The sequence below is a fragment of the Halobacillus massiliensis genome, assembly GCF_900166625.1.
In the GTDB taxonomy this organism is placed as follows: Bacteria; Bacillota; Bacilli; order Bacillales; family Halobacillaceae; genus Halobacillus_A; species Halobacillus_A massiliensis.
Window position 1 is genome coordinate 28,816 of record NZ_LT800499.1, and the last position, 14,643, is coordinate 43,458.

Consider the following 14,643-nt stretch of genomic DNA (forward strand, 5'->3'; position numbering starts at 1 on the left):
ACCAGTTCGCTTCTATTTCTTATATATCTAAGTTTTTCACGTATTGAGCGTTTTCCTGAATAAAGTTTCTTCGCGGTTCTACTTTATCACCCATTAAAATGTCAAACGTCTCATCGGCACTTATCGCGTCTTCAAGATTCACCTGCAGAAGTGTCCGTGTTTCTGGATCCATTGTTGTTTCCCACAGCTGCTCGGGATTCATTTCTCCAAGACCTTTGTAACGCTGAACGTTTGGTTTTGGCGATGCCGGAATTTCCTTAAGCAAAGCTTCAAGCTGCCGATCACTATACGTATAGTTCACGGATTTACCCTGCTTAATTTGATAAAGCGGCGGCTGAGCAATATAAATATAACCGTATTCGATCAATGGGCGCATATACCGGTAGAAGAAAGTAAGCAGCAATGTACGAATATGCGCTCCATCCACATCGGCGTCTGTCATAATTACAATTTTATGGTAACGGGCTTTGGATATATCAAATTCTTCTCCAATTCCTGTCCCAAGAGCGGTAATAATTGTACGAACTTCATTATTCGATAAAATTTTATCAAGTCGTGCTTTTTCTACATTTATGATCTTTCCTCGAAGTGGCAGGATGGCCTGAAAATGACGGTCCCGCCCCTGCTTGGCAGATCCGCCGGCAGAGTCACCCTCAACGATATAAAGTTCTGATATTTTGGCATCTTTAGAAGAACAGTCCGCCAATTTACCCGGCAAATTGGAAACTTCCAGTGCATTTTTCCGGCGTGTCAGTTCCCGTGCTTTTTTGGCAGCCATACGGGCACGTGATGCCATAAGTCCTTTTTCTACTACTTTTTTCGCCATATCCGGGTTCTCGAACATAAACCGTGACAAAGCTTCGGAAAAAAGCGAGTCCGTAATTGTGCGGGCTTCACTGTTACCAAGCTTAGTTTTCGTCTGTCCTTCAAACTGTGGATTCGGGTGCTTAATAGAAATGATCGCTGTCAAACCTTCACGGACATCGTCCCCCGTTAAGTTTGGATCTGTTTCCTTAAACATATTATTTTTTCTGGCATAGTCATTAATCACACGTGTCAAACCTGTCTTAAAGCCTGATTCATGGGTTCCCCCTTCATACGTGTGAATATTATTGGCATATGAATAAAGATTGCTTGCGAATCCATCGTTATACTGCATTGCAATCTCAATAGAGATTCCGTCCTGTTCATCCTCGATAAACAGAGCTTCATGAATGGGATCACGCGTACGGTTCATATGTTCCACGTAAGAGAGAATCCCGCCTTCATAATAATATTTCTGTATTTCACGATCACTGCGTTTATCTTCAAGAGTAATAGTTAACCCTTTATTTAGAAAAGCCAGCTCACGAATACGACTGGCTAACGTATCGTAGTTATATTCCTGAGTTTCAGAAAAAACTTCAGGATCAGGTGTAAATGTAACTTTTGTTCCTGTAATATCCGTATCGCCGATTACTTCAAGATCAGCTTGAGGAACACCACGGTGATATTTCTGGTAGTGGACTTTACCGTCACGGTGAACGAAAATTTCAAGTTTCGAGGAAAGGGCATTAACGACAGAAGCCCCTACACCGTGAAGACCGCCGGAAACTTTATATCCGCCTCCGCCGAATTTACCGCCTGCGTGCAGTACAGTCATGATTACTTCAACCGCTGGACGCCCCTGCTTCTCATGCATACCAACCGGGACACCCCTGCCGTTATCGATAACGGTAATGCTGTTGTCCTCTTCAATGATTACTTGAATATAATCACAGTATCCGGCCATCGCTTCATCAATACTGTTATCCACGATCTCCCAGACAAGGTGGTGAAGGCCTCTTTCGTTTGTTGATCCGATATACATTCCCGGACGCTTACGCACAGCCTCTAAGCCTTCAAGTACCTGTATCTGATTTTCATCATACGCCTGTTGTTCCTGTAAAATTTCTTCTTTCATGGTACTTCACCTACATTTCTAAAGGATATAAATTATTGCTCCAAATCCTCTGTATAATCTTCTAATCTATTTAAAGTCGAAATCATATTCGCCCGTTTTTTCAAAGTGTAGACCGATAAAGGACTAAAATAAATATAATCTTTAGTAATGACAATTGCTTTTGGTTCATGCTCTTGAGCTTCCACGACTTTTTTGTTTTTGCGCTGGTTAAAAATCATCTCCTCAATTATCGAAGAAGAACTTAACAGCGTATGATCAATAATACTTACTACATCCTTGGAATGGATGACATGGTCATCTCCAATGTGTATAAACAACTTGCCACCTCATTTCTGGACATCAATTGCGCCGTCCGTAACGTGAAAAATCTCGGCTTCTTTAAGGGCTTCGTGCTCAATGCCTTCAATACTCGTTGTGGAGACAAATGTCTGCACTTTCCCCTGAATGGTGTGAAGCAGATGGGATTGGCGATAGTCATCAAGCTCACTGAGTACATCATCCAATAGTAAAATCGGGTACTCCCCAACTTCACTGTGAATCAATTCTATTTCAGCAAGTTTTAAAGAAAGGGCCGTCGTACGCTGCTGGCCCTGTGATCCGTAGGTTTGAACGTCCTTCCCATTGACGAAAAAAACTAAATCATCTCGGTGCGGACCGGCAAGCGTTGTACCTCTTTCCACTTCTTTTGACTCGATTTCACGAAACTTTTCTTCAAAGCTTGTTCTTATTGTTTCCAAATCCATTTCCTCTGATACTTTGACACTAGCATCATAGGCAATTTCCAAGTCCTCAAGATTACGGCTGATTCCTTTATGGATGGGGGCAGCCCATGATCTGAGCAGGCGAAGAAACTTAAAGCGCCGTTCTACAATCGTTACAGCATGCTCAATCAGCTGGTCTGTCAATACATAGAGCATCGTTCGATCAGCTTTCGGTTTGCGCTGCAGCTCTTTTAATAAGTGATTTCTCTGCTTTAGAACCTTTTGAAATTGACCTAAATGGTAGATATAGCGAGGCTGTATCTGGCCGATTTCCATATCAATAAACCGACGACGCACCTGAGGACTGCCTTTTACCAGGTTCAAATCCTCAGGTGCAAACATGACGACATTAAGCGCGCCGATATAGTCGCTTAGTCTTTTTTGCTCTATATGATTGAGCTTCGCCTTCTTCCCTTTTTTTGAAAATACAATTTCCAAAGGGAATTTGCGATTACGCTTAAACACACTACCTTTTATTTTAGCATACTCTGCGTCCCATTGAATGAGTTCTTTATCACGGGGGGTTCGATGGGATCGGGTAAAAGCCAGTGCGTAGATGGCTTCCATTAAATTGGTCTTACCCTGGGCATTTTCACCAATAATAACGTTAATGGTATGGTCAAATGTTAATGAGAGTTGGTCATAGTTGCGATATGACCTTAACGACAGCTCTTGAATGTGCATAGTATTTGAAGAAGCCGCCTATTCTTCACGTACGACTTCAAAAACTCCAAACTCAGGAATTTCTACGACATCTCCCAGGTAAAGCTTTCGTCCACGTCTCTGCTCCCGCTCACCATTTACGTAAACATCAAATTCAGCTAAGAAAACTTTCACCATACCGCCGGACTCTACGACATTGCTTAATTTTAAAAATTGTCCAAGCGGAATGTATTCAGTATTTATTTCAATACGTTCACTCATAAATTCACCCTATTTTTCATGGTTTGTCTTATCTCTCTATTTTACTAAAGATATCGCTTTAAGGAAAGCAAACCAAAGAATATAACATAAATCGGTAATAATGTATGCATTTTCTCTACAAAAAGAAAAAAACCGCCATGATTTTCGATCATAACGGCTTTTTAAATTGTTTTCATACTATCAGCTTTTTAATCGCTGGTGAAATTAATACGTTCTGACCGGCAGGATAAGCTGAAGAATTTGATCATCATCTACTGGACGGATAAGAAATGGACGCATGGCGCCCGTAAATTCTATTTTCACTTGTTCATCATTGATCGCTTTTAAAGCATCCATCATGTACTTCGCACTGAAAGAGATTTTTAACTCTTCTCCCTCAATAGACTCTGCGACTATTTCTTCTACTACATTCCCAACCTCCGGTGAGTTCCCGTTAATTTCAATTTGATGGCCTTCCTGTGTAATAAGACGTACCACATTGTTACGGTTCTCTTTCGCAAGGAGGGAGGCACGGTCAATCGATTGCAGAAGATCTTTTGCATCAATGATCATAACCGTTTTGCTCTGATCAGGAATTAACCGGGAAGTTTCCGGATAATTGCCGTCTAACAAACGAGATAAGAAATACAAATGCTTCGTTCTAAATAAAACCTGATTCTCCGTTACACTGATCTCAATTGGTTCATCAGAGTCGGAAAGAATTTTATTTAGTTCCGTCAGGCTTTTACCTGGAATAACGACAGCAGGAATTTCTCCTTGTGTTTCACGCTTTAATGGAATCTTTCTTGATGCAAGACGGTGGCTGTCTGTTGCCGTGAAATGAAGCAGCTCATCACTCAGTTGAACGTGAACTCCTGTCAAAATCGGGCGCGTTTCTGAAGAAGAAACAGCAAACACTGTCTGACGAATTAAATTTTTTAGAAGATCAGTTGGAAGTTCAAAACTGTCCTCAGTATGTAATTGAGGCAGCTGGGGATACTCTTCTGCATCCTGTCCATTCAGATGAAATTCTGCTTTTCCGGATTTAATTGTAACGTTTCGTTTATCATCGCTTTCAATATCGACATTTTTCTGTGGAAGCTTGCGTACAATATCAGGGAAATACTTAGCCTGCAAAACTATGCTTCCTGTCTCAATGTTTTCTACATACACGATTCCATCTTCCTCTGCAGGAATAAAAGATTCAATAGAAATATCTGAATCACTTCCCGTCAGCTTTACTCCGTCTGATGTAGCTTCCAACTTAATTCCTGTAAGAATTGGAATAGTGGTTCGTGAAGAGATGGCTTTCATTACATTTTGGACACTTTCCATTAACTGATCTCTTTGAATCGTAAATTTCATGGGAGATATTCCTCCTGTATATATTAATTATTTTTATTTAAAAAATAGTAATAGAAGTAATAGGGCCTGTGGATTTGTGGATAACCGTTTCGCACGCTTGTTTTGGCTAGTTATCCACATGTGGATAGGCTGTTGATGTATCTGATACTATTATCCACACTATTCAGGGTTAGTGAGCTTTCAACTGTTCGGTAATCTCATCAATTTCTCTTTGCAGCTGCTGATCTGTTGCAATCATTTTAGAAATCTTTTCATGGGCATGAATAACGGTTGTATGATCACGTCCTCCAAACTCCTCACCAATTTTAGGGAGAGAGAAATCGGTAAGCTCTCTTGAAAGATACATAGCAATCTGACGCGGGAATGCTATGGATTTGGTCCGTTTCTTCGCAGGGAAATCTTCCAGGCGCACATTATATTTTTCTCCTACCATCTCCTGAATGGATTCTATCGTTATTTTACGAGGCTTGGAGCTTGGAATAATGTCTTTTAATGCTTCTGCAGCCAGGGAAGCGTTGATATCGTGATTAATTAAAGAAGAGTAAGCAACAACACGAATTAAAGCCCCTTCTAATTCACGAATGTTTGTATCGATTTGATTAGCGATGTACAGCATTACTTCATTAGGGATATCAAGCCCTTCTGCTTTAGCTTTCTTCCGTAAGATTGCAATCCGTGTTTCTAAGTCAGGTGGCGTAATATCTGTAATGAGTCCCCATTCAAATCGGGAGCGCAGTCTATCCTCCAGTGTGGGAATTTCCTTAGGGGGACGGTCACTTGAGATCACGATCTGCTTGCTTTCTTCATGAAGCGTATTAAACGTATGGAAAAACTCTTCCTGTGTTTGTTCTTTTCCGGCAAGGAATTGAATATCATCTATGAGAAGAACGTCGACACTTCGATATTTATTTCGAAAATTGACAGCTTTATTGTCACGAATTGAGTTAATAAATTCATTAGTAAATTTCTCAGAAGATAAATAGACCACCTTGGCATTTGGATTATGATCCAGGACATAGTGTCCTATGGCATGCATAAGGTGGGTTTTTCCAAGTCCGACTCCCCCGTAAATAAACAGCGGGTTATACGCTTTAGCCGGAGCTTCTGCGACTGCTAATGATGCGGCATGAGCGAATCGGTTTCCAGAACCGATAACAAATGTGTCGAAAGTATATTTGGAATTCAGCATACTTTGAGGAGACTCTTCGCCGCCGTTATTTCTCATATCAGGCATTTTCTTATCCGAAAGCTTCACATCATCCAGGGAATCATCCTTGGTCTCTGGAATGATAAACCTGGTGGTAAGCTCGGCCCCTGTCACTTCACTTAATGTTTCTCTTATTAATCCTTCGTACTGGTTCTCCAGCCAGTCTCTGGCAAATTCATTTGGAGCTACAATGGTTAACGTATTTTCCTGCAGAGAATCAGCTTTAGTAGCTTTCAGCCATGTTTCAAAACTCGGCTTACTGATTTTTTCTTTCATATTCTCCAGCGTGTTGTCCCATAATTCGTGTATATTCTCCAAAATATCACCCCTTTCTCCTAAAAAGGAAAACAAAAAAGCCTTTCGTTCTTTTTTCCGAACGTAACCAAAAGATCGAAAGGTGATTGTACAATATTTGTATAACGTGCATATGTGATTTTTTACCCACTGGAATGTGGACGCATTTTCCCTATTAAACTAGTTCTAGTAAGAGGTTATTTTCATTATCCACACTACTGTTGATAACCTTTCAAACAACCATGTTAATAAATGTCCACATGTTATCCACAGATTGTGAATAATTTTACGTGGGTTCATCTTTATTCCAGAGTTAAACACAAATATAATACCAGATAAAATTACTTCATGCAATGGTCTTATGTAACTTATCCACAGACTCTACACCTTGTAGATAGTTTTTTTCCACAGTACTAGATTTTGTGATTAACCTGTCGATATTTGTTGTGGATAGTCTGATTCGCTCGTTTTAATTATACACAAGGGGTGTGGATGTTCGCTAAAAAAGAAAGATTACGAGGGTTTAAGTGTTATGTAACAGAAGCTGTTATATAACTGTCGGGGTTTTCTTGAGAATAAGGTAGTATGAAAATGAAATGGTAAAAAGAGAAATGCGGCTGGGAAATGACTCCCTTTCCGCGGTGAGCTAGCTCGCGTTACTCGCGGATCTCACCCTGGCTCTATCTCCCTGCAGGAGTCTCGCCATTTCCCAGCCTCTTAATCGTTAGTAGTGGAAACGGAACGCTGTAGGTTCATTAAACGTTCTGGTGGTAGAGATTTTCTCTTATATAATGTTCCGTTACGCCTAAAAATATAAAGGGCCGGGGGAAACAGCGAGACTCCTATGGGAGAAAAGAACAGGGTGAGATCCCGCAGGGCTAAAAGCCCGAGGAAGCTCAGCGTTCGCTCATGGAAAGCGAGTTGTTTCCCCAGGACCGGCTCTCTATTTTAAAGAAAACGGAACACGTCTCTTATCGCATTATTAGAAACTCTTAACTGGACGCTACGAACAAATATCATCAATAGTAAATAGCTTATTATTTAAAAGAATGCATTGACACAAATTCACAGATTGATTATAATTATCGGGACTGCCTTTTAGATATCGTTTTTGTATTCGATAGCAAACTACCTCAGGAGGTGTATATATATGAAACGTACATTTCAACCAAATAACCGTAAGCGTAAGAAAGTACACGGCTTCCGTGCGCGTATGAGCACTAAGAACGGTCGTCACGTACTAGCTCGTCGTCGCCGTAAAGGAAGAAAAGTATTATCAGCCTAGGCCACTGAACCAATCAGTGGTCTTTTTTCTAGTTAAAGAATAATCGAAGGATTTTAGGAGCTTGATTCCATGAAGAAAACTTACCGAATTAAAAAGAATGAAGAATTTCAACAGGTTTTTCAACATGGTGAGTCGTTCGCCAATCGTCAGCTTGTTCTTTATTACTTAAAAAAGAAAGATCAGCCACACTTTCGAATCGGTTTATCGGTAAGTAAGAAGATTGGAAACGCCGTAATGAGAAATCAAATCAAACGATACTTAAGACAAGCCTTTCACGAATTGGAAACTCAAATTAAGCCTGACTACGATTTTGTGATTATTGCGAGAAAACCAACCCATAAAATGGGTTTTCATGAAATAAAAAGCAGCTTGACCCACGTTTTATATAAATCACGGCTTCTCGATAAGAAGATGAGAAACTGACAAATTATATAGGCACGTCTTATAGAAAAGTGCTACACTATTCTATAGTGAAATGTGAAAGTGTAAGGAGGAAGTACGTTGCGTAAAAAATGGATAGCATTACTTGCTATGACAGGTATGCTGACCTTCCTAACCGGGTGTATGGATGTCAACAAAGAGATCACCTCGGAAAGTACAGGTTTTTGGAATGAATATATCGTTTATCCGTTATCACAAACATTACAATTTTTTGCTGATTCTACAAATGGAAGCTACGGATTAGCTATCATAATCGTTACGATTATTATTCGTCTTATTCTTCTGCCGTTAAACGTTAAACAGCTGAAAAGCTCTAAAGCAATGCAGGACATTCAGCCGCAATTGCAGGAGCTTCGTCAAAAATACAGTTCTAAAGATGCTCAAACACAGCAGAAGCTTCAGCAGGAAACAATGCAGCTTTTCCAGAAAAATGGAGTCAATCCACTGGCCGGATGTCTTCCGATTATTGTGCAAATGCCGGTGTTAATTGGTTTCTACCATGCGATTATGCGTACAGAAACCATTCAGAGCCATAGTTTTCTTTGGATGGAGCTTGGCTCACCGGATCCGTTTCTTGCGATCCTCACGGCGGCCACAACGTTCCTTCAGCAGAAGCTGATGATGGCTGGAAACACTGCGGCTCAAAACCCGCAGATGCAGATGATGCTTTACGTAATGCCGTTAATGATCGGTACATTTGCATTCTTTTTCCCATCTGCGCTGGCTGTATACTGGATCGTGGGTAACCTTGTAATGATCCTGCAGACATTGTTTATTCGTAAACCAATGATGAAAGAGCAGACAGGAGGCGCGAGCAAGTGAAGCAGATGACTGCTACTGGCAATACAATTGATGAAGCGGTCCAATCAGCACTAGATCAGTTACAAACATCAAAGGACCAAGTTAACGTTGAAGTCATTGATGAAGGTAAAAAAGGTTTTCTAGGAGTATTTGGTACGAAACCAGCTATTGTGAAAGTCTCTATTGTAAAAGATCCTGTGCAGGAAGCCGAGTCATTTGTTAAAGAAGTAGCAGCACAAATGGGGGCGCCTGTCGAAGTTACCACTAAACTAGATGGAAAACATTTATTTATGGAATTAGAAGGCGAGAAAATTGCCATGTTAATCGGCAAGCGGGGACAAACCCTCAATTCTCTGCAATATCTTGTACAGCTTGCGGTCAACCGTGAATCTGATCAGTTTTACAACGTGCTTCTGGATGCGGAAAATTACCGGTCCAGAAGGCGGGAAACGTTAGAAACCCTGGCGAACCGTTTAGCAGAAAAAGCGATCAGAACGGGAGAGTCGGTTCATTTAGAGCCTATGCCTTCCTATGAAAGAAAGGTCATTCATTCGGCTCTGCAGAATCATTCAAAAGTAGAAACAGATTCAGCTGGAAATGATCCGAAACGCCATATTGTGATTCATCCTATTCGTTAAACATTCGTTTATGTGAGCTGGCCCACACCGGGCCGGCTCTTTTTATTTTTGATAGATCATAGAGAATCAGGACTTCAGCCAGTCTTTGCATTTTTGAAAAAAAGTTATCAACATGTGGATAATATGAAAAGATCCCCTTTCCAAATATACCTTTCATGTGTTAATCTATTATGTTAGTGAGTTTAAATTTTACCACCTTGTGGATAACTATATACTACTAAATTTTAAGGAGGTGACCGCGTGTGGAAATGGATACGATTACTGCCATATCAACTCCAATGGGAGAAGGGGCCATTGCTATCGTTCGATTAAGCGGTCCGGAGGCTGTGGACAATGCAGCAAAGCTTTTTAAAGGAAAAGATTTAAATGAAGCGGATTCTCATACGATGCACTATGGAAAACTGATTGACCCGGAATCCGGTGAAGTAGCCGAAGAAGTAATGGTCTCTGTCATGCGTGCACCGAAGACGTTTACGAGAGAAGATGTTGTGGAGATTAACTGTCATGGAGGGCTCGTCTCAGTCAATCGAGTGCTCGAGCTAATATTGGCAAACGGGGCAAGACTAGCAGAGCCAGGCGAATTTACGAAACGTGCCTTTATGAATGGGAGAATTGACCTTTCCCAGGCGGAAGCCGTCATGGATCTAATCCGTGCGAAAACGGATCGGGCGATGAACGTGGCTTTAAAACAAATGGATGGACGTTTATCTCATCTCATCCAGAACCTTCGTCAAAAGCTGCTTGAAACGCTTGCCCATGTGGAAGTGAATATCGATTACCCGGAATATGACGACGTGGAAGAAATGTCGAATGAGATGATGCGAGAGAAAACGAGAGAGGTTCATACAGAGATTGAGAAACTTCTCGAAACCGCTCGTCAGGGTAAAATTCTTCGTGAGGGGTTAGGAACAGCCATTATCGGACGTCCAAACGTAGGGAAATCTTCTCTTATGAATGCCCTTGTTCACGAAAATAAAGCAATTGTTACGGAAATTCCAGGTACAACGCGCGATGTTATCGAAGAATATGTAAATGTCCGCGGTGTTCCTTTACGACTGATAGATACAGCTGGGATCCGCGAAACCGAAGATATTGTTGAACGTATTGGGGTGGAGCGTTCTCGCCAAGTATTAAAAGAAGCCGATCTGATCCTCCTTGTGTTAAACTATGGAGATGAGCTCACTGATGAAGATCGGAAGCTTTTTGAAGCCGTTAACGATCTGAATATCATCGTTATTGTTAATAAAATGGATCTCGATCCGAAGCTTGATCTTGAGGAAGTGAAGAGATTAACTGGAGATCACCCCGTCGTGTCGACAGCCCTTATTCGGGAAGAAGGCATTGATCAGCTTGAGAAAGCGATCGCTGATACCTTCTTTGAAGGTGATCTTGATGCCGGAGACATGACCTATGTGTCCAATGTCCGTCATGTGCAGCTTTTAAAGCAGGCGAAGCAGGCATTAGAAGATGCACAGGAAGGCATGGAAATGGGAGTACCGATCGATGTCGTCCAGATTGATGTCACCCGTACATGGGAGCTGCTGGGCGAGATTATTGGTGATGCTGTCCATGAAAGTTTAATTGATCAGCTGTTTGCACAGTTTTGCTTAGGGAAATAACTATATTGAATATAAAGGAGAGACAACCAAAATGACTTACGATGCAGGGCATTACGATGTAATTGTTATTGGTGCCGGTCATGCTGGAGTGGAAGCTGGTTTAGCGGCCGCGAAACGCGGGGCAAAAACCTTAATGCTTACACTGAATTTAGATTTGGTTGCTTTTATGCCGTGTAACCCGTCAATTGGCGGTCCGGCAAAAGGAATAGTTGTACGTGAAATTGACGCGCTTGGAGGAGCAATGGGGAAAGTTATTGATAAAACCCATATCCAGATGCGATTGTTAAATACAAGAAAAGGCCCGGCTGTCCGTGCGCTTCGTGCACAGGCAGACAAGCCGCTCTATATAAAAGAAATGAAACGTCTTCTTGAAAGCCAGGAGAACCTGACCCTTCGCCAGGGAATGGTAGAGAAGCTTCTTGTAGAAGACGATCAGGTAAAAGGTGTAGTAACGGAAACGAAAGCGGCTTACTATGCACCGACAGTTATCGTAACGACAGGAACGTTTATGCGCGGCCGTGTAATCATTGGGGATCTTTCCTATGAAAGCGGTCCGAACAACCAGAGAACTTCTGTTTCTCTTTCTGAACAGCTTGAAGAGCTTGGAATTGAAATGGTCCGTTTTAAAACAGGTACGCCGATGCGTGTGAACAGCCGTACCATTGACTATTCCAAAACAGAAATCCAGCCCGGTGAAGAAGAACCGCGTTTCTTTTCATATGAAACAACTGAATATATTACCGACCAGATTCCTTGCTGGCTCACTTACACAAACGAACACACCCACAAAGTCATTAATGATAATCTAGGTCTGTCTGCGATGTATTCTGGAATGATCAAAGGAACCGGGCCGCGTTATTGCCCATCTATTGAAGATAAAATTGTGCGGTTTAACGATAAACCGCGCCACCAGATTTTCTTAGAGCCGGAAGGACGCGACACAGAAGAGGTCTATGTACAGGGAATGTCTACATCCCTGCCTGAATATGTCCAAAAAGAAATGATGGAAACAGTACCCGGACTTGAAAATGCTGAAATTATGCGGGCCGGCTATGCGATAGAGTATGATTCCATCGTGCCTACCAATCTATGGCCAACACTTGAGACGAAAAAAATCAGCGGCTTGTTTACAGCCGGTCAGCTGAATGGAACGTCCGGCTACGAGGAAGCGGCAGGACAAGGAATTATGGCCGGAATTAATGCGGCAGCTAAAGCGCTGGACTTAGAGCCGCTAATCCTTGACCGTTCCCAGGGGTATATCGGGGTTATGATCGATGACCTTGTTACAAAAGGAACATCCGAGCCTTACCGTCTGCTTACATCTCGTGCCGAATTCCGACTGATGCTGCGTCACGATAACGCTGACTTAAGACTTACAGAAATCGGGCACCGTATCGGAACCATTTCCGATGAGCGTTTTGCACGCTTTGAAGAGAAGAAACGCCTGATTGAAGAAGAAAAAGAGCGTCTAAACAAACTTATTTTAAAACCGACAGAAGAGGTGCAGGAAGTTGTGGAAGCAGCGGGAGGCAGTCTGTTAAAAGATGCCATCCGCGCCATTGATCTTATGCGCCGTCCTGAAATGAAATATGAAGCGATCGAAAAATTATCGCCAAGCGAAAAACAACTGGACGATGATGTAAAAGAACAAGTGGAAATTCAAATTAAGTATGCAGGATATATTAAGAAAGCTCTTGATCAGATCGAGAAAATGCGTAAAATGGATGCAAAATCGATTCCAGAAGATATTGACTATGGTCAAATCAATGGATTGGCAACAGAAGCACGTGAACGTCTGAAAAAAGTACGTCCGCTTTCTGTCGGTCAGGCCTCCCGTGTATCTGGTGTAAACCCTGCCGATGTTTCCATTCTGCTCGTTTATATCGAACAAGGAAAAATTGCAAAAGTATCAGGCGAATAAAGAAAGGACGGACCTATGGATAGAAATACCTTTCTCGAGGCGTTAAAAAAACAAGGGATACAACTTAATGATCAACAGCAGGAGCAGTTTCACAAATACTACGAAATTTTAGTGGAGTGGAATGAGAAAATGAATTTGACCGCCATTACCGATGAAGAAGGCGTGTACTTGAAGCATTTCTACGATTCGTTAACGGCTGCTTTCTATCATGATTTCACAAAACCGCTGCGGATGTGTGATGTAGGGGCGGGGGCCGGTTTTCCAAGTCTGCCGCTGAAAATTGTATTCCCTGAATTGAAAGTTACGATTGTCGATTCATTGAAGAAACGAATCACCTTTTTGAATCACTTAGCCCATGAATTAGGGTTGAAAGATGTCGCATTTTATCATGACCGTGCAGAGAATTTTGGAAAGAACCCTAATTTTCGAGAAGGGTATGACCTGGTTATGGCCCGTGCTGTGGCCAGAATGTCTGTCCTAAGCGAGCTCTGCCTTCCACTTACAGCCAAAGGAGGAACCTTTATGGCCATGAAGGGACCAAACCTGGCAGAGGAAATGGAGGATGCACAGCTAGCCATCCAGACCGTAGGCGGAGAAATTCAAGAGGTATTCACATTTGAGCTGCCTGAAGAGGGCAGTGAGCGTAACATCGCTTTAATTGAAAAACGCCGCAAAACACCTAAAAAATACCCGCGTAAAGCGGGAACACCAAATAAAGAACCTATACAATAAGCTGCCATTTTTATGGCAGCTTTTTTTATTAGGTTAAGAAGCACGAGGGGGATGATATTTTTTTCTTTCGACGTGTCTAAGCTCATATAAATAAGGGTATTATCCATAGTAAGCTAGCTCCTTTCGTAATGTAGCTCTGATAGGGTATAGGGTCTTATATCCCATTAACCTACGACTTTACGAGTAAGGATCTAGCTTTTTCGTTCATAATAACTCAGGCTTTTCTTCCATAGAGATTTTCCGGCTAGGTTCCGATTAACTTTATGAAGAGAACAGGGCCGGGGGAAACAGCTTGCTTTTTTGGGTAAAAAATGAGCTTTCTCGGGATTTGACCTCTAGTATCTTCCCTATGTTCTATGCGGCTAGGATCCGTTTACCTTAATGAAGAGAGCCGGGACTGGGGAAAGACTCGCTTTCCATGGGCGAACGGTGAGCTTCCTCGGGCTTTTAGCCCTCCGGGATCTCACCCTGTTCTATCCTCCCATAGGAGTCCCGCCGTTTCCCCTGGCCCTTTATGTTTTTTTCAGTAACGGAACCTTAACTTAAGAGGAATGGTGTAGAGTCGAAGCATAGTGTTCCGTTTACACCATCAACGGTAAAGAGGCTGGGAAATGGCGAGACTCCTGCAGGGAGATAGAGCCATGGTGAGATCCGCGAGTGTAACGAGCTAGCTCATCGGCTCCCCGCGGAAAGCGAGCTATTTCCCAGCCTCGTTCCTATTTACTATAATAACG

General features: G+C 42.1%; 13 protein-coding genes. 7 read left to right on the plus strand and 6 right to left on the minus strand.

Annotated elements, in window-relative coordinates; translation table 11 throughout:
* Positions 1 to 19: 19 nt before the first annotated feature.
* The 6 genes from gyrB to dnaA all read right to left on the minus strand — a co-directional run bounded on the left by gyrB (position 20) and on the right by dnaA (position 6,496).
* Positions 20 to 1,942 (minus strand): DNA topoisomerase (ATP-hydrolyzing) subunit B, encoded by a 1,923-nt coding sequence (gyrB, locus tag B7E06_RS00245; protein ID WP_082231956.1) that lies wholly within the window; start codon positions 1,940 to 1,942, stop codon positions 20 to 22.
* 32 nt (positions 1,943 to 1,974) lie between these two features.
* On the minus strand, positions 1,975 to 2,259 hold the full coding sequence (gene remB, locus B7E06_RS00250) for an extracellular matrix regulator RemB (RefSeq protein ID WP_082231957.1): 285 nt from the start codon (positions 2,257 to 2,259) through the stop codon (positions 1,975 to 1,977).
* A gap of 9 nt (positions 2,260 to 2,268) precedes the next feature.
* Positions 2,269 to 3,387: a DNA replication/repair protein RecF gene (recF, locus tag B7E06_RS00255; protein WP_082231958.1), complete on the minus strand. Its 1,119-nt coding sequence runs from the start codon at positions 3,385 to 3,387 to the stop codon at positions 2,269 to 2,271.
* 18 nt (positions 3,388 to 3,405) lie between these two features.
* Positions 3,406 to 3,627 (minus strand): S4 domain-containing protein YaaA, encoded by a 222-nt coding sequence (gene yaaA / locus B7E06_RS00260; RefSeq protein ID WP_082231959.1) that lies wholly within the window; start codon positions 3,625 to 3,627, stop codon positions 3,406 to 3,408.
* Between the two features lie 204 nt (positions 3,628 to 3,831).
* Positions 3,832 to 4,971: a DNA polymerase III subunit beta gene (gene dnaN, locus B7E06_RS00265; protein ID WP_082231960.1), complete on the minus strand. Its 1,140-nt coding sequence runs from the start codon at positions 4,969 to 4,971 to the stop codon at positions 3,832 to 3,834.
* 169 nt (positions 4,972 to 5,140) lie between these two features.
* Complete coding sequence (gene dnaA / locus B7E06_RS00270; RefSeq protein WP_082231961.1) at positions 5,141 to 6,496, minus strand: chromosomal replication initiator protein DnaA; 1,356 nt, start codon at positions 6,494 to 6,496, stop codon at positions 5,141 to 5,143.
* Positions 6,497 to 7,622: 1,126 nt separating this feature from the next.
* On the opposite strand from dnaA, the gene rpmH reads away from it, so the two are divergent.
* From rpmH to rsmG, 7 genes are all read left to right on the plus strand, one after another.
* On the plus strand, positions 7,623 to 7,757 hold the full coding sequence (gene rpmH / locus B7E06_RS00275; protein WP_080871878.1) for a 50S ribosomal protein L34: 135 nt from the start codon (positions 7,623 to 7,625) through the stop codon (positions 7,755 to 7,757).
* Positions 7,758 to 7,826: 69 nt separating this feature from the next.
* Positions 7,827 to 8,180: a ribonuclease P protein component gene (rnpA, locus tag B7E06_RS00280; RefSeq protein WP_082231962.1), complete on the plus strand. Its 354-nt coding sequence runs from the start codon at positions 7,827 to 7,829 to the stop codon at positions 8,178 to 8,180.
* Positions 8,181 to 8,258: 78 nt separating this feature from the next.
* Entirely contained in the window at positions 8,259 to 9,020 is a 762-nt protein-coding gene (spoIIIJ, locus tag B7E06_RS00285; protein WP_082231963.1) for a YidC family membrane integrase SpoIIIJ, read from the plus strand.
* Positions 9,017 to 9,637 carry an RNA-binding cell elongation regulator Jag/EloR gene (gene jag, locus B7E06_RS00290; protein WP_082231964.1) on the plus strand — a complete coding sequence of 207 codons (621 nt, stop codon included), beginning with the start codon at positions 9,017 to 9,019 and terminating at the stop codon, positions 9,635 to 9,637. The genes spoIIIJ and jag overlap by 4 nt, the downstream gene beginning before the upstream one ends.
* A 242-nt stretch (positions 9,638 to 9,879) precedes the next feature.
* Entirely contained in the window at positions 9,880 to 11,256 is a 1,377-nt protein-coding gene (gene mnmE, locus B7E06_RS00295; RefSeq protein WP_082231965.1) for a tRNA uridine-5-carboxymethylaminomethyl(34) synthesis GTPase MnmE, read from the plus strand.
* A gap of 31 nt (positions 11,257 to 11,287) precedes the next feature.
* A complete protein-coding gene (gene mnmG, locus B7E06_RS00300; protein ID WP_082231966.1) occupies positions 11,288 to 13,177 on the plus strand; it encodes a tRNA uridine-5-carboxymethylaminomethyl(34) synthesis enzyme MnmG in 1,890 nt (629 codons plus the stop codon).
* A 15-nt stretch (positions 13,178 to 13,192) separates the two neighbouring features.
* Positions 13,193 to 13,909 (plus strand): 16S rRNA (guanine(527)-N(7))-methyltransferase RsmG, encoded by a 717-nt coding sequence (gene rsmG, locus B7E06_RS00305; RefSeq protein ID WP_082231967.1) that lies wholly within the window; start codon positions 13,193 to 13,195, stop codon positions 13,907 to 13,909.
* The last annotated feature ends 734 nt before the right edge of the window (positions 13,910 to 14,643 follow it).

Bases quoted from the DNA above. Each gene is read 5' to 3' on its own strand.
- recF (WP_082231958.1), bottom strand. From the start codon at position 3,387: ATGCACATTCAAGAGCTGTCGTTAAGGTCATATCGCAACTATGACCAA.
- mnmG (WP_082231966.1), top strand. From the start codon at position 11,288: ATGACTTACGATGCAGGGCATTACGATGTAATTGTTATTGGTGCCGGT.
- dnaN (WP_082231960.1), bottom strand. From the start codon at position 4,971: ATGAAATTTACGATTCAAAGAGATCAGTTAATGGAAAGTGTCCAAAAT.
- gyrB (WP_082231956.1), bottom strand. From the start codon at position 1,942: ATGAAAGAAGAAATTTTACAGGAACAACAGGCGTATGATGAAAATCAG.
- rsmG (WP_082231967.1), top strand. From the start codon at position 13,193: ATGGATAGAAATACCTTTCTCGAGGCGTTAAAAAAACAAGGGATACAA.
- yaaA (WP_082231959.1), bottom strand. From the start codon at position 3,627: ATGAGTGAACGTATTGAAATAAATACTGAATACATTCCGCTTGGACAA.
- rpmH (WP_080871878.1), top strand. From the start codon at position 7,623: ATGAAACGTACATTTCAACCAAATAACCGTAAGCGTAAGAAAGTACAC.
- rnpA (WP_082231962.1), top strand. From the start codon at position 7,827: ATGAAGAAAACTTACCGAATTAAAAAGAATGAAGAATTTCAACAGGTT.